General features: G+C 61.3%; 17 protein-coding genes, 2 pseudogenes and 1 riboswitch. Of the genes and pseudogenes, 10 read left to right on the plus strand and 9 right to left on the minus strand.

Features of this window, described 5'->3' with window-relative positions; translation table 11 throughout:
• Positions 1 to 133: 133 nt before the first annotated feature.
• Positions 134 to 2,131 carry a transketolase gene (gene tkt, locus JZ00_RS06890; RefSeq protein ID WP_039590558.1) on the minus strand — a complete coding sequence of 666 codons (1,998 nt, stop codon included), beginning with the start codon at positions 2,129 to 2,131 and terminating at the stop codon, positions 134 to 136.
• 255 nt (positions 2,132 to 2,386) lie between these two features.
• Here tkt and JZ00_RS06895 point away from each other — a divergent pair, with 255 nt between their 5' ends.
• The gene (locus JZ00_RS06895; protein ID WP_039590556.1) at positions 2,387 to 3,382 is read left to right on the plus strand and encodes an ArsR/SmtB family transcription factor; all 996 of its coding nucleotides are present in this window, start codon (positions 2,387 to 2,389) and stop codon (positions 3,380 to 3,382) included.
• Between the two features lie 19 nt (positions 3,383 to 3,401).
• A complete protein-coding gene (metK, locus tag JZ00_RS06900; RefSeq protein ID WP_030137860.1) occupies positions 3,402 to 4,592 on the plus strand; it encodes a methionine adenosyltransferase in 1,191 nt (396 codons plus the stop codon).
• 78 nt (positions 4,593 to 4,670) lie between these two features.
• Here the strand turns inward: metK and JZ00_RS06905 are convergent, their stop codons facing one another.
• Entirely contained in the window at positions 4,671 to 5,291 is a 621-nt protein-coding gene (locus JZ00_RS06905; protein WP_039590554.1) for a LysE family translocator, read from the minus strand.
• 206 nt (positions 5,292 to 5,497) lie between these two features.
• Between JZ00_RS06905 and ligB the strand changes: the two genes are divergently transcribed.
• Both ligB and JZ00_RS06915 read left to right on the plus strand, forming a co-directional pair.
• Entirely contained in the window at positions 5,498 to 7,171 is a 1,674-nt protein-coding gene (gene ligB, locus JZ00_RS06910) for an NAD-dependent DNA ligase LigB (protein WP_039590552.1), read from the plus strand.
• A 91-nt stretch (positions 7,172 to 7,262) separates the two neighbouring features.
• Positions 7,263 to 7,658, plus strand: coding sequence for a DUF1090 domain-containing protein (locus JZ00_RS06915; RefSeq protein ID WP_039590550.1), 396 nt, complete (start codon positions 7,263 to 7,265; stop codon positions 7,656 to 7,658).
• Positions 7,659 to 7,683: 25 nt separating this feature from the next.
• Here JZ00_RS06915 and JZ00_RS06920 read toward each other — a convergent pair whose 3' ends face one another.
• Positions 7,684 to 8,133 carry a c-type cytochrome gene (locus JZ00_RS06920; protein ID WP_039590548.1) on the minus strand — a complete coding sequence of 150 codons (450 nt, stop codon included), beginning with the start codon at positions 8,131 to 8,133 and terminating at the stop codon, positions 7,684 to 7,686.
• A gap of 124 nt (positions 8,134 to 8,257) precedes the next feature.
• On the opposite strand from JZ00_RS06920, the gene mltA reads away from it, so the two are divergent.
• Positions 8,258 to 9,445 (plus strand): murein transglycosylase A, encoded by a 1,188-nt coding sequence (gene mltA, locus JZ00_RS06925; protein ID WP_039590547.1) that lies wholly within the window; start codon positions 8,258 to 8,260, stop codon positions 9,443 to 9,445.
• An 82-nt stretch (positions 9,446 to 9,527) separates the two neighbouring features.
• Here mltA and JZ00_RS06930 read toward each other — a convergent pair whose 3' ends face one another.
• Together JZ00_RS06930 and JZ00_RS30015 are read right to left on the minus strand one after the other, a co-directional pair.
• Positions 9,528 to 9,911 carry an MAPEG family protein gene (locus tag JZ00_RS06930; RefSeq protein WP_039590545.1) on the minus strand — a complete coding sequence of 128 codons (384 nt, stop codon included), beginning with the start codon at positions 9,909 to 9,911 and terminating at the stop codon, positions 9,528 to 9,530.
• Positions 9,908 to 10,141, minus strand: a pseudogene (locus JZ00_RS30015) (hypothetical protein); the annotation flags it as partial. The pseudogene JZ00_RS30015 and the gene JZ00_RS06930, both read right to left, overlap by 4 nt.
• Positions 10,142 to 10,373: 232 nt before the next feature.
• On the opposite strand from JZ00_RS30015, the gene JZ00_RS06935 reads away from it, so the two are divergent.
• Complete coding sequence (locus tag JZ00_RS06935; RefSeq protein WP_039590544.1) at positions 10,374 to 11,543, plus strand: MFS transporter; 1,170 nt, start codon at positions 10,374 to 10,376, stop codon at positions 11,541 to 11,543.
• Here JZ00_RS06935 and JZ00_RS06940 read toward each other — a convergent pair.
• Positions 11,494 to 12,378 (minus strand): formate/nitrite transporter family protein, encoded by an 885-nt coding sequence (locus tag JZ00_RS06940; protein WP_039590543.1) that lies wholly within the window; start codon positions 12,376 to 12,378, stop codon positions 11,494 to 11,496. The genes JZ00_RS06935 and JZ00_RS06940 overlap by 50 nt on opposite strands.
• Before the next feature lie 114 nt (positions 12,379 to 12,492).
• Positions 12,493 to 12,894 (minus strand): acyl-CoA thioesterase, encoded by a 402-nt coding sequence (locus JZ00_RS06945; RefSeq protein WP_039590542.1) that lies wholly within the window; start codon positions 12,892 to 12,894, stop codon positions 12,493 to 12,495.
• A gap of 190 nt (positions 12,895 to 13,084) precedes the next feature.
• A riboswitch (S-adenosyl-L-homocysteine riboswitch) is annotated at positions 13,085 to 13,191 on the plus strand.
• 23 nt (positions 13,192 to 13,214) lie between these two features.
• Between JZ00_RS06945 and ahcY the strand changes: the two genes are divergently transcribed.
• From ahcY to JZ00_RS06965, 4 genes and pseudogenes are all read left to right on the plus strand, one after another.
• Positions 13,215 to 14,624: an adenosylhomocysteinase gene (ahcY, locus tag JZ00_RS06950; RefSeq protein WP_039590541.1), complete on the plus strand. Its 1,410-nt coding sequence runs from the start codon at positions 13,215 to 13,217 to the stop codon at positions 14,622 to 14,624.
• Between the two features lie 156 nt (positions 14,625 to 14,780).
• Positions 14,781 to 15,626: a methylenetetrahydrofolate reductase [NAD(P)H] gene (gene metF, locus JZ00_RS06955; RefSeq protein ID WP_039590539.1), complete on the plus strand. Its 846-nt coding sequence runs from the start codon at positions 14,781 to 14,783 to the stop codon at positions 15,624 to 15,626.
• 136 nt (positions 15,627 to 15,762) lie between these two features.
• Positions 15,763 to 16,571, plus strand: a pseudogene (locus JZ00_RS06960) (substrate-binding periplasmic protein); the annotation flags it as partial.
• A 232-nt stretch (positions 16,572 to 16,803) separates the two neighbouring features.
• Positions 16,804 to 18,663: a DEAD/DEAH box helicase gene (locus JZ00_RS06965; RefSeq protein ID WP_039590537.1), complete on the plus strand. Its 1,860-nt coding sequence runs from the start codon at positions 16,804 to 16,806 to the stop codon at positions 18,661 to 18,663.
• Positions 18,664 to 18,731: 68 nt separating this feature from the next.
• On the opposite strand, the gene JZ00_RS06970 is transcribed toward JZ00_RS06965, so the two are convergent.
• Both JZ00_RS06970 and JZ00_RS06975 read right to left on the minus strand, forming a co-directional pair.
• Positions 18,732 to 19,313 (minus strand): YceI family protein, encoded by a 582-nt coding sequence (locus JZ00_RS06970; RefSeq protein ID WP_039590536.1) that lies wholly within the window; start codon positions 19,311 to 19,313, stop codon positions 18,732 to 18,734.
• Between the two features lie 32 nt (positions 19,314 to 19,345).
• Positions 19,346 to 19,897 (minus strand): cytochrome b, encoded by a 552-nt coding sequence (locus JZ00_RS06975; protein ID WP_039590535.1) that lies wholly within the window; start codon positions 19,895 to 19,897, stop codon positions 19,346 to 19,348.
• Positions 19,898 to 20,152: the final 255 nt, after the last annotated feature.

Raw genomic sequence — 20,152 nt, forward strand, 5'->3', positions numbered from 1 at the left:
GACCTGTGAGTCCATTTAAGGCTACGGTGCCTGAACCGCCGCTATCACAAGCAAGCTCGCCCCCACAGGGTCCGTTGAAAAACCTTGTGGGAGCGAGCTTGCTCGCGAGGGCGCCGGAGACAACCTATGCGGATCAGTCTTCCAGCAGCTCTTCAGCCTGCCCCAGGATGTTATCCAGGGTGAAGCCGAATTCCTCGAACAGCGCTGACGCAGGGGCCGATTCGCCATAGGTGGTCATGCCGATCACGCGACCTTCCAGGCCTACGTACTTGTACCAGTAGTCGGCATGGGCGGCTTCGATGGCGATCCGCGCGCTGACTTGCAGCGGCAACACTGCTTGCTTGTAGCCGGCGTCCTGGGCGTCGAACACGCTGGTGCATGGCATGGACACCACGCGCACGTTGCGGCCCTGCTCGGTCAGCTTGTCGTAGGCCTGGACGGCCAGGCCGACTTCCGAACCAGTGGCGATCAGGATCAGCTCAGGTTCGCCGATGCAATCCTTGAGCACGTAGCCGCCACGGCTGATGTCGCCGATCTGGCCGGCATCGCGGGTTTGATGCTGCAGGTTCTGGCGGGAGAAGATCAGCGCCGACGGGCCATCATTACGCTCGATGGCGTATTTCCAGGCCACCGCCGATTCCACGGCGTCGCACGGGCGCCAGGTATCCAGGTTCGGTGTGCAGCGCAGGCTCGCCAGTTGCTCGATCGGCTGGTGCGTCGGGCCGTCTTCGCCCAGGCCGATGGAGTCGTGGGTGAACACATACAGGATGCGTTTCTTCATCAGGGCCGACATGCGCACCGCGTTGCGGGCGTATTCCATGAACATCAGGAAGGTCGCGCCGTAAGGCACCAGGCCACCGTGCAGGGCGACACCGTTCATGATCGCGCTCATGCCGAACTCGCGAACGCCGTAGTACATGTAGTTGCCGCTGGCGTCTTCGGCCGTTACACCCTTGCAGCCTTTCCACAGGGTCAGGTTGGAACCGGCCAGGTCGGCCGAACCGCCCAGCAGTTCCGGCAGCAGCGGACCAAAGGCATTCAAGGTGTTCTGGCTGGCCTTGCGGCTGGCGATGGTTTCGCCCTTGGCGGCAACCTCGGCAATGTAGGCAGAAGCTTTTTCGGCGAAGTCGGCTGGCAGTTCGCCGCTGAGGCGACGCACCAGCTCGTTGGCCAGTTCAGGGAATTCGGCGGAATAGGCGGCAAAGCGCTGGTCCCACTCGGCTTCGGCGGCGCGGCCTTTTTCCTTGGCGTCCCATTCGGCATAGATGTCGGCCGGGATTTCGAAAGGCCCGTGCTCCCACTTCAGCGCGGCACGGGTCAGGGCGATTTCCTCGGCGCCCAATGGCGCGCCGTGGCAGTCTTCCTTGCCCTGCTTGTTCGGCGAACCGAAACCGATGGTGGTCTTGCAGCAGATCAAGGTTGGCTGCGCGCTCTTGCGGGCCGTCTCGATGGCGATCTTGATTTCTTCCGGGTCGTGACCGTCGACGTTGCGGATCACCAGCCAGTTGTAGGCTTCGAAACGCTTGGGCGTGTCATCGGTAAACCAACCTTCGACTTCGCCGTCGATGGAGATGCCGTTGTCGTCGTAGAAGGCGATCAGCTTGTTCAGGCCCAGGGTACCGGCCAGGGAAGCGACTTCGTGGGAAATGCCTTCCATCATGCAGCCATCACCCAGGAACACGTATGTGTGGTGGTCGACAACGTCATGACCTGGGCGGTTGAACTGCGCTGCCAGGACCTTTTCCGCCAGGGCGAAGCCCACGGCGTTGGCCAGGCCTTGGCCCAGCGGACCGGTGGTGGTTTCCACGCCTGGGGTATAGCCATATTCCGGGTGGCCCGGGGTGCGGCTGTGCAGCTGACGGAAATTCTTCAGGTCATCGATCGACAGGTCATAGCCGGTCAGGTGCAGCAGCGAGTAGATCAACATCGAGCCGTGGCCGTTGGACAGCACGAAGCGGTCACGGTCGGCGAACGAAGGGTTGCTCGGGTTGTGCTTGAGGTAGTCGCGCCAAAGCACCTCGGCGATATCCGCCATACCCATGGGGGCGCCGGGATGGCCGCTGTTGGCTTTTTGCACGGCATCCATGCTGAGGGCACGAATGGCATTGGCACGCTCACGACGGCTGGGCATCGCTGATCTCCTGGGTTTTGAATAACGAAACTGAAAAAAGGCGAGCATTTTCCCTCACCCACCCGCCCCGGGGCAATCAGATACTCGTCCAAAGGCGATATTTGCGGCGGATAAACCCCCATCGGCCAGGTGAAACCTTTCCGCTGATGGTGGATAGAGTCAAGCACACCCGAGGAAGTGCCATTTATCGACCAATATCAAAACTTTTTGATATTGACCTTGCGATGCGCCAGACCCGTCACTAGACTGCCGCCCATGAATTTACGCGTGCCTTCCATTCGCCATGATGACAGCGATGAACTGGCGGCCCTTTGCAAGGCCGGCGGCGATCCGTTGCGGCTCAATGTATTGCGCGCCCTGGCCAACGACTCATTCGGGGTATTGGAACTGGCGCAGATCTTCGGCATCGGCCAGTCAGGCATGAGTCATCACCTCAAGGTACTGGCCCAGGCCGACCTGGTGGCGACGCGGCGCGAAGGCAATGCGATTTTCTACCGGCGCGCCCTGCCCCACAGCGACCTGCTGGGTGGCAAACTGCACGCCGCGCTGCTTGAGGAAGTGGACGAGCTGGACCTGCCGATGGAGGTGCAGGACCGCATCGCCCAGGTCCACGGGCAACGTGCCGCCGCCAGCCAGGATTTTTTCGCACGGGTCGCCGAGAAATTTCGCGCCCAGCAGGACCTGATCGCCGGGCTGCCGCAATACCGTGATAGCGTCGTGGCGCTGCTCGACAAGCTGAGCTTCGAGCCCTGCGCCACGGCGATGGAAGTCGGCCCCGGCGACGGCGCTTTCCTGCCGGAACTGGCGCGACGCTTCAGCCAGGTGACGGCGCTGGACAACAGCCCGGCCATGCTCGAACTGGCCCGCCAGGTGTGCGAGCGCCAATCCCTGGCTAATGTCAGCCTGCAACTGGCCGATGCCCTGAACGGCGTAGGCCTGCGAGCCGATTGCGTTGTATTGAACATGGTACTTCACCATTTTGCCGCACCGGCCGATGCGCTCAAGCACATGGCCAACCTGCTGCAACCGGGCGGTAGCCTGTTGGTGACAGAGTTATGCAGCCACAACCAGAGTTGGGCCAAGGAGGCCTGCGGTGATCTCTGGCTGGGGTTTGAACAGGACGATCTGGCCCGTTGGGCCACCGCTGCGGGTCTCGTGCCCGGGGAAAGCCTCTATGTAGGCTTACGTAATGGTTTCCAGATTCAGGTCCGCCATTTTCAGCGGCCGGCTGGCGACACTCACCATCGGTAACTTGTAGGAAAACATCGAGATGAGCGAATACTCCCTTTTCACCTCCGAGTCCGTGTCTGAAGGGCATCCGGACAAAATCGCCGACCAGATTTCTGATGCGGTGCTGGACGCCATCATTGCTGAAGACAAGTTCGCCCGGGTGGCGTGCGAGACTCTGGTGAAAACGGGCGTGGCGATCATCGCCGGCGAAGTCACCACTTCGGCCTGGGTCGACCTGGAACAGATCGTTCGCGATGTGATCCTGGGCATCGGCTACAACAGCTCCGACGTCGGCTTCGACGGCGCGACCTGCGGCGTGATGAACATCATCGGCAAGCAGTCCCCGGACATCAACCAGGGCGTTGACCGCGCCAAGCCGGAAGACCAGGGCGCGGGCGACCAGGGCCTGATGTTCGGCTACGCCAGCAACGAAACCGACGTGCTGATGCCGGCCCCGATCACCTTCTCGCACCAGTTGGTCCAGCGCCAGGCCGAGGCTCGCAAATCCGGCCTGCTGCCTTGGCTGCGCCCGGACGCCAAGTCGCAAGTGACCTGCCGCTACGAAGGCGGCAAGGTCGTTGGCATCGACGCCGTCGTGCTGTCGACCCAGCACAACCCGGAAGTGTCCTACAAGGACCTGCGCGAAGGCGTGATGGAGCTGATCGTCAAGCACGTGCTGCCTGCCGAATTGCTGTCCAAGGACACCCAGTTCCACATCAACCCGACTGGCCAGTTCATCATTGGCGGCCCGGTCGGCGACTGCGGCCTGACCGGCCGCAAGATCATTGTCGACAGCTACGGCGGCATGGCCCGTCACGGCGGCGGCGCGTTCTCCGGCAAGGATCCATCCAAGGTTGACCGTTCGGCGGCCTACGCCGGTCGTTATGTCGCCAAGAACATCGTTGCCGCCGGCCTGGCCGAGCGCTGCGAGATCCAGGTGTCCTACGCCATCGGCGTCGCCCAGCCTACGTCCATCTCGCTGAATACCTTCGGCACCGGCAAGATTGGCGACGACAAGATCATCCAGCTGGTGCGTGAAGTGTTCGACCTGCGTCCGTACGCGATCACCACCATGCTCGACCTGCTGCACCCGATGTACCAGGACACCGCAGCCTACGGCCACTTCGGTCGCACGCCGCAGACCAAGACCGTGGGCGACGACACCTTCACCACGTTCACCTGGGAAAAAACCGACCGCGCCGACGCCCTGCGCGCCGCTGCCGGCCTGTAATACCCGCCGCGATGAAAAAGCCCCTGGCGATGCAGAGTCGCCAGGGGCTTTTTTTCGCCTTTATGGCGAGAGGTGCTGCTACGTTCGCCGCGCCACCAACAAGAACGAAGCCGCGCTCGCCAACAGCCCCGCACACATCCGATTGAACAAGCGCTTGCCGCTTGGCCGTGCAAACAGTCGCCGCGCATAAATTCCCATATAGCAGTACAAGCCGATCGCCACGCACTCCAGGGCCAGGAACAGCCCGCCCAATACGGCGAACTGTTGGGTGACGGTGCCCGCACGATCAACGAACTGCGGCAAGAAAGCGGTAAACAACAGAATCGCCTTGGGATTGCCGATCGCCACCAGGAACTCCTGGCGCGCCAGGCTGGCCATGCTCATGGAAACGGTCGCCGCCTCGCCCCCGGACTCGGGCTGCGCACGCCACAACTGCACGGCGAGATAAAACAGATAGCCGGCACCAACCAGCTTGATGCACAGGAATAACAATTCCGAGGTGTGCAACACGGCGGTCAGCCCCACCGCTGCCAAGGTAATCATGATTGCAAATGCCAGCAGTCGACCGATACCGCCGCTGCACGCTCTGACAAAGCCATAACGCGAGGCATTGCTGATGGACAGCAGGTTGTTCGGGCCTGGCGCCATGTTTAGCGCAAAGCAGGCCGGGATGAAGACAGCGAGTGTCGTCAGGTCCATCGGTTGCACTCCTGGCATATCGGATCGAGCGTCCATTCTGCACCGGCCAACGACGTGTTCAAGGGACAGTTGTGCAACCAAATCGCCTTGGACTGTACCGTCCGCACTTCGCCTTCAGGTTTCGCAAAACCCGGTAACCCTCTGGGTCTCGCATCTTTTCGCACAGTGGCTAGCCTTCAGGGACTCAACCGAGCAAGGATGCTTCGATGCCACCGTTTTTGTACGCACTCGCCTGTCTTTTATTCATCGCCATACCCGCAATGGCCGCGCCTTGTCCCGACTGGCCCACGGAACGTGCGCGCGCAGAGATCACCGCGCTGCAGCAACAAATCGATATCTGGGACGACAGCTATCACCGCATCGGCCAATCCCAGGTGGCCGACGAACTCTACGATCAATCCCGCACGCAGTTGAGCCATTGGCGCGGCTGCTTCAATCTTCCGACAATCGATGATCCCCTGCGCTCAGCGGGCGGAACGGTGCGCCACCCTGTCGTCCATACGGGCCTGGAAAAACTGAAGGATGCCGAGGCCGTCGGTGCTTGGCTGCACCGTCGCGATGAGGTCTGGGCCCAACCGAAAGTCGATGGCGTGGCGGTGACGCTGGTGTATCGAAAGGGCCACCTGTACCAGGCGATCAGTCGCGGCGATGGGGTACTGGGGCATGACTGGACCGTTAACGCGCGAAAGATTCGCGCCATCCCGCAACGGCTGCGCCAAGCCATGGACCTGGTCGTCCAGGGGGAGTTGTACTGGCGCCAGGAGGGCCACGTCCAGGCCGACCGCGGCAGCATGAACGCCCGCGGGACCATGGCGGGCCTGATGGCACGTACCAACCTGACGACGCAAGACGGGATCTATATAGGCCTGTTTGTGTGGGAATGGCCAGAGGGGCCAGACACCCTGACCGACCGAATGGTTGCGCTGGGTGAGCTGGGCTTCGCTGACACCCTCGACTACAACCAACCTGTCCGGGGCCTGGCCGATGCCGAGCGGTGGCGCGACCACTGGTATCGCACCCCGCTGCCGTTTGCCAGCGACGGAATCGTTCTACGCCAGAGTCGTCGTCCTCCCGCCGATCGCTGGAAGGCCCGGGCGCCGTTCTGGAGCGTCGCCTGGAAATATCCGTATGCCCAAGCCATGGCCGAAGTACGCCAGGTGAACTTCAAGATCGGTCGCACTGGGCGTATCACGCCCGTCCTGGAACTTGAACGCATCCGGCTCGACGACCGGTGGATTCGCCGTGTAAGCGTCAGCTCGCTCAAGCGCTGGGAAGAGATGGACATTCGCCCCGGCGATCGGGTCGCCATCAGCCTGGCCGGCTTGACCATTCCGCGCCTCGATGGAGTCGTGCTTCGCAGCCTCGAACGCCAAGCAGTCAACGCGCCCGCAGTAGCCGACCACCATCTGCTGAGTTGCTGGCAACCCACGCCCGGTTGCGAAAGCCAGTTTCTGGCGCGACTGAACTGGCTCAGCGGCAAGCACGGTCTCGCCCTCCCCCATGTTGGCCCTGGGACTTGGGAAAAGCTGCTGGCCGCCGGTCGACTCGACGGATTACTGGATTGGTTGACCCTCGATGCCGCCGAGCTTGCTAACATTGCCGGTTTCGGAGAACGCAGCAGCGCCCGCCTGCTTGCCAGCCTGGGCAGCGCCCGGCAGCGGCCCTTTCACCTGTGGCTCAAGGCCCTTGGCCTGCCGCCTACAGCGCAGGCCAGGCTGGGTGGATCGTGGCAGGCGTTGGCCGAGCGCAGCACCGAACAATGGCAAGCCGAAGCCGGTATCGGGCCGGGACGCGCGGCGCAACTGAGCGCTTTTTTTCGCGACCCGCAGGTGCTGGCCTTGAGAGAAACACTACACACCGCTGGGATCGACGGTTTTTAAATCATCCTGGGGCGGTTGAACCCAAAGGGCGGAAACGCGTTCCAACAGCGCATCGACACAGACCGCCCGCAAGTCTTTATACGGAGTTGCTATGAATTTCCTGTCCCCCGTTGCCCTGCTCGCCTTGTGTGGCGTCATGGCTACGCCTTTGATGGCGACTGAGCAGCCCCCGGAACTGACCGGTTGCGCGGCAAAGCGCCAGGGCATCATCAATCAGATCGAACTGGCCAAGTCGCGAGGCAACCCGGACCAGCAAGCCGGCCTCGAGACAGCGCTGAACGAAGTCACCACCCATTGCACGGACGCGTCCTTGCGCAAGGAGCGGGAAAACAAGGTGCTCGAGGCCAAGCACGAGGTGAGTCGACGCCAGGCCGACCTGGAAAAAGCCATGAAAAAAGGCGACGCTGAACGGATCAACAAGCGCAAGGACAAACTGGCAGCTTCCCGCAAGGAATTGCAGGAAGCGGTGGATGAGTTGGACAAATAAGCTCCACCCTTGCGGCTGTTTTCATTCAGTAATCCCGAAATTCCTTGTGGCAGGCACTGCAGGCGTCTTCGACCTTTTGCACCGCCGGTCCCAACTGGCTGGCCCTGTAGGGCTGGACCTTGCTGATCGTCACCAACTCAGCGGTAGCGGTCTCAAGATTGCGGGCCATCTCCTGGAAGCGTGCCTGTTTTTGCCAGACCTCATCCGTGGCGCTGGTATGGTCTTCTTCACGAACCGGCGGGAAGTGCTTCCAGGGCTCGCGAGACAGTTGGTCCAGCTTGACCGCGCCGTCGGCGAAACGCGCGCCGTCGAACGGAACACGTCCACGCAGCATGCCGCCCAACTCTTCGTTGGTCTTGAGCATCTGTTTGAAAATAGCCTTGCGTTGGCCGAGGGGGGAGTTGGGATCCACACCACCGCAGCCGGATAACACCAGGCAGGCCAGCACGGCCATGGAAAATCGTCTTACAAACATCTTTGCCTCGGGGCAGGAAATGGCCGTTAGTATCCCCGGGGTCGTCAGAAAAGACCAATGGCCCTATCAACAATACGGGTTGTCGAGCGCGCGAAGGCACTCAACGACTGCAAAGGACATCTTCATGAATAGCCGCTTCAAGCCATGGCACAAACGCCTGGCGTTGACCCTGCCGTTGATCGCACTGCTGGCCGGCTGCAATCGCGGTGAAAAGGTCGAAGAGCCCAAGACCCATGCCCTCGCCACTTATGTCAGCGCTCCCTGGGAAGCATTGCCTTCGGTGTCCGATGAGGACTTGCTGGCCGGCTTCGGCTCATGGCGCAGCGCGTGCACCCGACTCAAGGCCGACGCGACCTGGGGCCCAACCTGTGCGGCGGCAGCCAATGTGTCGCAGACCCCACAGGCAGTGCGCGACTTTCTCAGGCGAACCCTGGACGTCTATGGTTTGCGCTCGGGGGACAACAGCCCCAACGGCCTGATCACCGGCTACTACGAACCGGTATACCCCGGCAGTCTCACACAGACCGCCACTGCCAATGTGCCGGTCTATGGCGTTCCGGAAGACATGATCATCGTGTCGCTGGACAGCATTTACCCTGAGCTCAAGGGCAAACGCCTGCGTGGCCGCCTTGAAGGCCGCGTGCTCAAGCCCTACGACGACGCGGCCACCATCGAAAACAACGGCGTGAAGGCGCCTGTCATCGCCTGGCTGACGGACCCGATGAACCTGCAATTCCTGCAGATCCAGGGTTCGGGACGCATTCGCCTCGACGATGGTCGCCAACTGCGCATCGGCTATGCCGACCAGAACGGCCATCCGTATCGCCCCATTGGCCGCTGGCTGGTCGAGCAGGGTGAGCTGAAGAAGGAAGACGTGACCATGGGCACCATCAGTGCCTGGGCCAAGGCCAACCCGAACCGTATTCCCGAACTGCTGGCGAGCAATCCGAGTTATGTATTCTTCAACCGCAACCCCGACAGCAACGAAGGCCCGAGAGGCTCGTTGAACGTCCCACTCACCGCAGGGTACAGCGTGGCGGTTGACCGCAAGGTGATTCCCCTGGGCAGCCTGTTGTGGCTATCCACGACTCGCCCGGACGGCAGCGCCTTGAACCGCCCCGTCGCCGCCCAGGACACCGGCGGGGCGATTGCCGGCGAAGTGCGGGCTGACCTGTTCTGGGGAACGGGCGACGCCGCCGGGCAACTGGCCGGGGACATGAAGCAACAAGGCCAGATCTGGATGCTGTGGCCCAAGGGCATGCCGCTGCCTCAGGTGCCGCAGGTGGCGAATGCAATCAGCGCCAATCATTGACGAATGAGCTGAATTGGCGGGCCCTTCAGCGAGCATGCTCGCGAAGAGGCCCGCACAAATCTCAAATATTCAGTAGTCAGGCTCAGGCCGAAACAAAGAAGAAACTCAGGACCAATCCCACCCCCACGAACCACACCAGCGAACGCAGGATCGCCCAGTCCGCCAAATAGCAAATGATGTACAGCAGGCGGCTGGTGATAAACAGCACCGCCAGCACGTTGATGGTCACCAGTTCGGCATTGCCGGCCAGGTGGGCGACGATCACGGCGGCGGCAAAGAACGGGGAGATCTCGAAGCTGTTCAGCTGCGCGGCGTAGGCTCGCCGGGGAGCGCCTTCGAGTGAATCGAGAAAGTCCCGGGGATCGTGGTTATCTTGCAGCCTATATTTCCCGCCTGCCTTGGCGATGCCGATACACAGGTAAGGCAGGAGGAAAGCGATCAAAACACACCACAGGGCAACCGTCATACCGCATTTTCCTTATTTGATTTTAGAGAATCGAGGGCAAGCGTCTCAGGAGTTATTACCAGCATGCCAACCAGCACCAGCCCGCAGGCTAAGAGTCGCGACCGGCCGAAAGGTTCTTTGCGGTGACGCAGCCCGAAGAGCGCAGCGCGGTTTGCACTGATCCTGGGCAGCGCCGTCGCTTCGGCGATCGAACCCAGCCGCATCGCCCATGACACCAGAGCGTAGCTGAACCTGGCCCCCGCAACCGACCGCCAGCCCCGGCACGGTCACCACCTTACATTGCGCCTGTAGAATTGACTCGCGATCCAGTAGCAGCTGTTTATACTGCACTCGACCACGCCGCACTCAGTTGCGCATAGATCAATTCCAATAATTCTGCTGCCGCCCCCGTTCGCTCGAACCAAAGCGTCGGCATGCGTATGCCTGATCAGAGCGTCAAGACTATAGACAGAGACCTTGCGCATGCCACTCGCCTTGCTTGCTTTGGCCGTTGCCGCTTTCGGCATCGGCACGACTGAATTTGTCATCATGGGCCTGCTGCCCGACGTCGCCCGAGACCTGGCGGTAAGTATCCCTCACGCGGGGCTGCTGATCACCGGTTATGCCTTGGGCGTGGTATTTGGCGCGCCGATCCTGGCGATCGGCACCGCGAACATGCCGCGCAAGGCCACGCTGTTGGGCATGACCCTTATGTTCATTCTCGGCAATGTGCTCTGCGCCCTGGCGCCGAACTACACCACGCTCATGGCAGCCCGGGTCATTACCGCCTTATGCCACGGCGCGTTTTTTGGTATTGGCTCGGTGGTGGCGGCCGGTTTGGTGGCGCCGAACAAACGGGCCCAGGCCATCGCGATGATGTTCACCGGCCTGACCCTGGCGAATGTCCTGGGCGTGCCGCTGGGTACGGCCTTGGGCCAATACGCCGGCTGGCGATCGACGTTCTGGGCGGTATCGGTGATCGGTGTGATTGCAGCCATCGCCCAGTGGGTCTGGCTGCCCAAGGAAATCCCCATGGACAAGGCCAACCTCGCCAGTGAGTTCAAGGTGCTGGGCAAGGCCAGCGTGTTACTGGCCCTGGGCATGAGTGTACTGGCCTCCACCAGCCTGTTCAGCGTATTCACCTACATCGCGCCGATCCTGCAGGACATCACCGGCGTCAGCCCTCATGGCGTCACCGTCATGTTGTTGCTTTTCGGGGTCGGCCTGACAGCGGGCAGTTTCCTCGGTGGACGCCTGGCGGACCGGCGCCTATTGCCGTCCCTGGTGGGCATGGCGCTGGCCGTGGTGCTGGTGCTCGCCGCCTTTAGCCAGACCAGCCGATCGGTGGTTCCGGCAGCGATCACTCTGGTGCTATGGGGCGTTTTCGCCTTTGCACTGTGCCCGATCCTGCAATTGCTGATCATTGACCAGGCCCACGAGGCCCCCAATCTCGGCTCGACCCTGAACCAGAGCGCCTTCAACCTCGGCAACGCCGCCGGTGCCTGGATCGGCGGGCTGGTCGTCGCCAGCGGTGCCGACCTCGCCGATCTGCCATGGACCGGCGCCCTGGTCGGCGGGCTGACCGTATCGACCGCCCTTTATTTTATTTTTCGGCAGCGTCGCCTGGACGCCGTGGCAGGCTTTGCCGACTGAGGGGTGTATTGGTTTCGCTGCGCACCTGCGCGTGGCTGATCAGGGCGAAGATGAAACTGCCACCGATGATGTTCCCCGCCAAGGTTGGCACGGCAAACACCATCCAGAAGTCCTCCCAGGACAGCTGGCCGGCAAACACCAGGTAAGACACTTCGGCCGAGCCGACGACGATGTGGGTGAAATCCCCAAGCGCCATGAGGTAAGTGATCATTACGATGATCCACATCTTGGCGCTTTCCATGGACGGGATCATCCAGACCATCGTGGCGATCATCCAGCCGGAAATGATGCCCTTGGCGAACATCTGGCCGGTGTCGTTTTCCATCACCTTGCGACCGATATCCAGGAAGGCCAGGTCGGTGCGCTGGTCGAAAATCGGCAGGTGCAGCATCACGTAGGCCACCAGCAACGTGCCGCACAGGTTGCCCACCAAGACCACGCCCCATAACCGGAACAACCGGCCAAAATTGCCCAAGGTTGGTTTGCTCATGATCGGGAGCACAGCGGTCAGCGTGTTTTCGGTGAACAGTTGCTGGCGTGCGAGGATCACCGCCAGGAAGCCCGCGCAATAGCCGAGACTGGCGATCACCTTGAAACCTTCGTGATCCGGCAACCGAGAGTTGAGCAACCCCATCGCCATCAACGACAACCCCATGGTCAACCCGGCTGCCAGGGCCGACCACCACAGCGCCGCCACGCTGCGCTCCAACTCCTGGTCGCCCTGGGTGCGGATGATTTCATGCAATACCGCCGCCCGGGGCGGCTGGTTGCGGTCGACCTCGTGCTGTTCCTCTGCTGAGAGATCAGGGGTCTTGCCGTCTTTTTGAGTGTCCATACAGCTCCTGAACCGGTGGCGTGATGTACCTACGACACACGGCGTCAGGAGCTGTTCAGTGGTGCCAGCAAATGAGAGGCATACCGCCTGCTCGCGAACGGCACGCCGCCGACCTCACTCGACGGCATCGTCCTTGAACTGGTCCTTGACGTACTTGATCTCGGTCCGGCCATGGGGCGCGGGCAAGCCGTCTTCGCCGAGATTGACGAAAACCATTTTTTCCACCGTCAGGATGCTTTTGCGGGTGATCTTGTTACGGACTTCACAGGTCAGGGTGATGGAGGTGCGACCGAACTCGGTGGCGGTGATGCCCAGTTCGATGATGTCGCCCTGGCGCGAAGCGCTGACGAAATTGATCTCTGAGATGTACTTGGTCACCACACGCTGGTTACCCAGCTGGACGATGGCGTAAATGGCCGCTTCCTCGTCGATCCAGCGCAACAGGCTGCCGCCGAACAGCGTGCCATTGGGGTTGAGGTCTTCGGGCTTGACCCATTTGCGGGTATGGAAATTCATGATCACTCCTGCGCGTCCGGCCGATGAATGTCCGCATCATGGCAGACCGGGCAGATACGCTCTACGCTGCGGCACCTATAACGATCATCGGCAATTTTGATTTGCCGACGGAAACCCTTTGGAAGATCCGATTAGCCCGTTATAATCGCCACCGCTTTATCCGGTCCACCCTTTGGACCGGTCCCGCCACCTGTCCGAGGGGCGCTGCAGCAGGCTCGACCTGTCAGGCTCGGATGGGGCGTTGCTTGTACGGGTTTGTCCGCACAGGCACTAAACGCACAACGGCGCCCATTCGCATACATTACGAATGGAGGCTCTTCATGAGCGCTGTAATCACGCCTGCTGCTTTTTCCGACTACAAAGTCGCCGACATGTCCCTGGCTGCCTGGGGCCGTCGCGAAATCATCATCGCCGAATCCGAAATGCCAGCCCTGATGGGTCTGCGTCGCAAGTACTCTGGCGAACAGCCATTGAAAGGCGCCAAGATCCTCGGCTGCATCCACATGACCATCCAGACCGCCGTGCTGATCGAGACCCTGGTTGCCCTGGGTGCCGAAGTTCGCTGGTCGTCCTGCAACATTTTCTCGACCCAGGACCAGGCCGCTGCCGCCATCGCTGCTGCCGGCATCCCGGTCTTCGCCTGGAAAGGCGAGACTGAACAAGAGTACGAGTGGTGCCTGGAGCAGACCATCCTCAAGGATGGCCAGCCGTGGGACACCAACATGATTCTTGACGACGGTGGCGACCTGACCGAGCTGCTGCACAAGAAATACCCGGCCGTGCTGGACAAGGTCCACGGCGTGACCGAAGAAACCACCACTGGCGTACACCGCTTGCTGGACATGCTGGCCAAGGGCGAGCTGAAGATCCCGGCCATCAACGTCAACGACTCGGTGACCAAGAGCAAGAACGACAACAAGTACGGCTGCCGTCACAGCCTCAACGATGCCATCAAGCGCGGCACCGACCACTTGCTGTCCGGCAAGCAGGCCCTGGTGATCGGCTACGGTGACGTGGGCAAGGGCTCGGCCCAGTCCCTGCGCCAGGAAGGCATGATCGTCAAGGTATCGGAAGTCGACCCGATCTGTGCAATGCAAGCCTGCATGGACGGTTTCGAACTGGTTTCGCCGTTCATCGACGGGATCAACGACGGCACCGAAGGCAGCATCGACAAGGCACTGCTGGGCAAGATCGACCTGATCGTGACCACCACCGGTAACGTCAATGTCTGCGATGCCAACATGCTCAAGGCCCTGAAGAAGCGCGCCGTGGTCTGCAACATCGGTCACTTCGACAATGAAATCGACACCGCTTTCATGCGCAAGAACTGGGCATGGGAAGAAGTCAAGCCACAGGTCCACAAGGTGCACCGCACCGGCGCTGGCAGCTTCGACCCACAGAACGACGACTACCTGATCCTGCTGGCCGAAGGCCGCCTGGTCAACCTGGGCAACGCCACCGGCCACCCAAGCCGCATCATGGACGGCTCGTTCGCCAACCAGGTCCTGGCCCAGATCTTCCTGTTCGGCCAGAAATACGCCGACCTGTCGCCGGCCCAGAAAGCCGAGCGCCTGACCGTGGAAGTGCTGCCGAAGAAACTCGACGAAGAAGTGGCCCTGGAAATGGTCCGCGGCTTCGGCGGCGTGGTCACCCAGCTGACCAAGCAACAGGCTGACTACATCGGCGTTAGCGTCGAAGGCCCGTTCAAGCCGCACGCTTACCGCTACTGATCGGCGTCGCCTGCTCTCCTTGTGGGAGCGGGCTTGCTCGCGAAGACGGAACTCCAGGCGCATCAATGCCGAATGATGAACCGCTTTCGCGAGCAAGCCCGCTCCCACATTGTGTTGCGCACGGCTCCAAGCCTACGAGTTTCCAAGGATATGACCATGTCCCAAGACCGTCGCTACAGCTTCGAGTTCTTCCCGACGAAGACCGATGCTGGGCATGAAAAGCTGATCGCCACTGCCCGCCAGTTGGCAAGCTACAACCCTGATTTTTTCTCCTGCACCTACGGCGCCGGCGGTTCGACCCGCGACCGCACGATGAACACCGTGTTGCAGCTCGAAAGCGAAGTCAAAGTCCCGGCCGCTCCGCATCTGTCTTGCGTGGGCGACAGCAAGGACGACCTGCGCAGCCTGCTGACCCAATACAAGGCTGCAGGAATCAAGCGCATCGTAGCCCTGCGCGGCGACTTGCCGTCGGGCATGGGCATGGCCAGCGGAGAGCTGCGCCACGCCAATGAACTGGTTGAATTCATTCGCGAAGAAACCGGCGAGCACTTCCACATTGAAATCGCCGCCTATCCGGAGATGCATCCGCAGGCGCGCAATTTTGAAGATGACCTGCGCAATTTCGTTCGCAAGGCCAACGCCGGCGCCAACAGCGCCATCACCCAGTACTTCTTCAACGCCGACAGCTATTTCTATTTCGTCGAGCGGGTTCGCCAGATGGGCGTGGACATTCCTGTGGTGCCGGGAATCATGCCAATCACCAACTACAGCAAACTGGCGCGTTTCTCTGACGCCTGCGGCGCGGAAATCCCGCGCTGGATCCGCAAGCAACTGGAAGCCTACGGCGACGACACGGCCAGCATCCAGCGCTTCGGTGAAGAGGTCATCACGCAAATGTGTGAACGCTTGCTGCAGGGCGGCGCACCGGGGCTGCACTTCTATACCCTGAACCAGGCCGAGCCTAGCCTCGCGGTATGGAACAACCTCAAGCTGCCGCGTTGAGCCCAGCCTGATGTACGGTACACAAAGGCCCTGGGACAACCAGGGTCTTTTTTTTCGCCTGTGCAAACCGAGCACACCCAGCCCGCGTGCCAGAGCGCTCTAGCTATTTGACAGGCTCTCGTCGTAACCTCCGGTCATGCCTGTATTCGCCCAGCTGACGACAATCCTCCTTCTCTTGTGCCTGAGCTTCACTGCCCAGGCCGAGAAGTTGCGCATCGTCACTGAACCCTGGGCACCCTATGTCTACGAGGAAAACGGCAAGATCCTTGGCCTGGATTATGAAACCACGGCCATTGTCTTCAAGCGCCTGGGCATCGATGTGGAATGGCAACTGCTGCCGTGGAAACGCTGCCTGGCCATGCTTGAGCAGGGGCTGGCGGACGGCGCGCTGGACATCTTCCAGAGCGATGAGCGCGATGCCCTGCTGCTTTACCCCAGCGAACCGCTATCGGACGTGGAGTTCGTCATGTTCTACGCCAATGCCCGCCCCCATCCTTTTCGTACGCTCGATGATTTGGACGGCCTGACCATCGGCACCTCGCCCGGTTACCTGTATAGTCAGGCGTTCCGAGAGTCGACACGGTTCAAGCGCGAAACGGCCCCCACCCATGAAGCCAACTTCGGCAAACTGCAGCTGGGTCGGATCGACCTGCTCATCACCGATCGCCGGGTTGGCCGGCATGTGCTCAATGAGCTGCGACTCGGCGACCAGATCACCGAGAATCCAGTGGTCGTCAGCCGCCAGAGCCAATACCTGGCGGTACGGCGCAGGGCCGGCATGGATTTGCTCGTGCAACGCTTCGGCGCTGAACTCAAGCGTTTCAAGCATGAACCGGCCTATGCTGAATTGAGTGCACGTTATGGCGCCATTCCGGTAGCCAAGGCGGCGGGGCAAGACGCGGCATCGCGCTGAAATGCACCGTTGAGCAGCAGGAAAGCAGCGCAACACGATTGCTCTGTTATACTCCGGCCTTCCCGCCAGGCTCACGCCCGGACGCCCGGTCTTGCAAAAGGCATCCCGACACCGCTACAGCGCAGCTTCCAGCCCGCGCGAGCCCTGTCCGGACCTGTCTTCCAGACCCGGCAGGACCGGACGGGATGAGGTCTCTGATCGACCGCATTCGCGCCAGGCAAGACTATCCCATTGGGCCAAGCCCTCACTAAAACAGGATTACTCATGTCCTTTGCTTCCCTCGGTCTCTCCGAGGCTTTAGTTGGCGCCATCGAAGCCGCCGGCTACACCCAGCCTACCCCGGTGCAACAGCGGGCCATCCCCGCCGTGTTGCAAGGTCGCGACCTGATGGTCGCTGCACAGACAGGTACTGGCAAGACCGGCGGTTTCGCCCTTCCCATCCTGGAGCGGCTGTTCCCCAACGGTCATCCAGACAAATCCCAGCGCCACGGCCCGCGCCAACCGCGCGTACTGGTCCTGACCCCCACCCGCGAACTGGCCGCCCAGGTGCACGAGAGTTTCAAGGTCTACGCTCGCGACCTGAAGTTCGTCAGCGCCTGCATTTTCGGCGGTGTCGGCATGAACCCGCAGGTCCAGGCCATGGCGCGTGGCGTCGATGTGCTGGTGGCCTGCCCCGGCCGTCTCCTGGACCTGGCCGGGCAAGGCAGTGTCGATCTGTCCCACGTGGAAATCCTCGTGCTGGACGAAGCTGACCGCATGCTCGACATGGGGTTTGTCCATGACGTGAAGAAAGTGCTGGCGCGCCTGCCGGCCAAGCGCCAGAACTTGCTGTTCTCGGCGACCTTCTCCAAGGACATTACCGACCTTGCCGGCAAGCTGTTGCACAACCCGGAACGTATCGAAGTCACCCCGCCGAACACCACGGTCGAGCGCATCGAGCAACGGGTTTTCCGCCTGCCGGCCAGCCACAAGCGTGCCCTGCTGGCGCATTTGATCACCACAGGCGCCTGGGAACAGGTCCTGGTGTTCACCCGCACCAAGCATGGCGCCAACCGCCTGGCTGAATACCTCGACAAACATGGCCTGCCAGCCGTGGCGATCCACGGCAACAAGAGCCAGAACGCCCGCACCAAGGCCTTGGCCGACTTCAAGGCTGGCGAAGTGCGCATCCTGGTCGCCACCGACATCGCCGCCCGAGGCCTGGATATCGACCAACTGCCCCATGTGGTCAACTTCGAGCTGCCGAACGTCGATGAAGACTACGTGCACCGTATCGGCCGTACCGGCCGGGCCGGTCGTTCGGGCGAAGCGATTTCCCTGGTCGCGCCGGACGAGGAAAAGCTGCTCAAGAGCATCGAGCGCATGACCAAGCAGAAGATTCCCGACGGCGATCTGATGGGCTTCGATGCCAGCACGATCGAGGCCGAGAAGCCGGAAGTACGCGAGCGTCCGGATGTTCGCAATCCGCGCAACCCACGCGGCCCGCGGGGCGATGGCCCGAATGGCGGCGGTGGCGGTCGCAAGGATAAAGGCAAGGACAAGGGCAAGGAAAAATCTGCCACCAACGGTCGCGGCGAACGCCCGGCCCGCGAGCAGAAGCCTCGCGAAGGAACGCCGGCCCGCGAACAGCAGCGCCCTGCTCCTCGCGCCGCGGCGGATCGTGCCCCTGACGAGTTCCTCGACGACGATATCGATAACTTCGGCAACCGTGTCGACTATGTGCCACAGCAGAAACCGGCCCAGGGACGCGGTCGTCGTCCTGGCGCCCCGGCACAAGGGGCAGGTTCGGGCGCACCACGCGGTGGCCAGCCACAAGGGCGCCAGAACGGTCCGCGTAACAGCAACGGCTCGTCCACCGGCACCCCGCCAGCCAAACGCAGTGGCCCGCGTAACGGCGCCCCACGTGACGGCCAGGCCCGCCGCGAAGAGTCCCGTCCTCGCCGCCAGGCCCGTGGTGATGACCAACCACGCCAGGAACCCGCCGTGCAGAACCCGCGTGGCAACCAGCCTAAAATCATCCACAAGGAATCGAAAACCGATCGTTTCCCGACGCCTGAACAGCTGGATCAATTGCCAAGCCGTCCCCGTGGCGAAAAACCGGCGTTGCTGACGCGCAATCGCTGAGTTTTTCCAAGTTGTAAAAAAACGCCCCTGGCCGCAAGACCAGGGGCGTTTTTTGTCAGGCGCGAACGTTACTTCGCTTTGACGCCTTCAAATGTCACGTACAGCTCGACCACGTCGGACGCTGGGCCCAGGTCCTTCTGCTTGCCGAAGTCGGAACGCTTGATGGTGGTGGTACCTTCGAAGCCGGCACGGTAGCCGCCCCACGGGTCCTTACCTTCGCCCAGGAAAGTCGCCTTGACCACGACCGGCTTGGTCACGCCCAGCAGGGTCAGGTCGCCGGTCACGTCGGCAGTGTTCTTACCGGTGGACTTGACGCTGGTGGATACGAAGGTGGCCTTGCCGAATTTGCTGGCGTCCAGGAAGTCAGCGCTGGCGATGTGCTTGTCGCGTTCGGCGTGGTTGGTAAACACGCTGGCGGTGTTGACGTTGAATTCGATCTTGCTGTCTTCAGGCTTGGCGGCGTCAAAGCTGAACTTGCCGTCGATGTCCTTGAAAGTACCGGTGATGTAGCTATAGCCCAGGTGGCTGATCTTGAAATCAACGAAGGCGTGCTGGCCTTCCTTGTCGACCACATAGTCTGCAGCCATGGCCTGGCCGGCGGACATCAGGGCAGAACCGATTGCCAGGGCGGCGAGCGTCTTTTTCAACATGCTTTCTATTCCTTTGGAGTCGAGGTTGAACATCAGGCTTGGCGCCCCAGCATTCGCTTGAGGGTCGCGTCACGGTCGATAAAGTGATGCTTCAATGCTGCCAACGCATGAAGGCCGGAAAAAATTACCAGCGCCCATGCGAGATACAGGTGAATCTGGCCGGCGACGTCTGCCTGATCGGGCAGTCCAGACACCAGCGCGGGTACTTCAAACAGACCAAACACCGAGATCCCGACACCGTCTGCGGTGGAAATCAGGTAACCGGCGATCATCACGGCGAACAGCCCGAGATACAGTGCGCTATGACCAAGCTTGGCGCCGACGCGAGTCAGGCGTCCGTAGGTTTCCAGTGTCGGCGGCGGCGGGCTGACGAAACGCCAGATCACCCGCAGCACCATCACCGCCAACAACACCAGGCCGATGCTCTTGTGCAGCTCCGGCGCGTCTTTACGCCAAGTGCTGTAGTAATCCAGCCCGACCATCCACAGGCCCAACGCAAACAACCCGTACACCGCGAGGGCAACGGCCCAGTGCGAAACGATGCTGACCCAGCCATAGCGAGAAGAAGAGTTGCGTAGCTGCATTGCTCATATCCTGTAAAAACTGTGACCAAGACTAGCGAGTTATCTATCGATTTAAAGCGGAAATTTTTGCTTTGAAATATCGAGAAATACGATGATCAGTCTGGGAGCTGTGCGTTAAGGAAAGATTAAAGCGATGGACTGCGTGATGGCGAGGCGGGTGCAGGAGGTCAGCTTGGGCTTGGAGGCCTCTTCGCGAGCAGGCTCGTTCTTGCCAAAGCCACTTATGGCCCACCGCCTCCTGGAGTCACTTGTTGA

The sequence above is a fragment of the Pseudomonas frederiksbergensis genome, assembly GCF_000802155.2.
Taxonomy (GTDB): Bacteria; Pseudomonadota; Gammaproteobacteria; order Pseudomonadales; family Pseudomonadaceae; genus Aquipseudomonas; species Aquipseudomonas frederiksbergensis_A.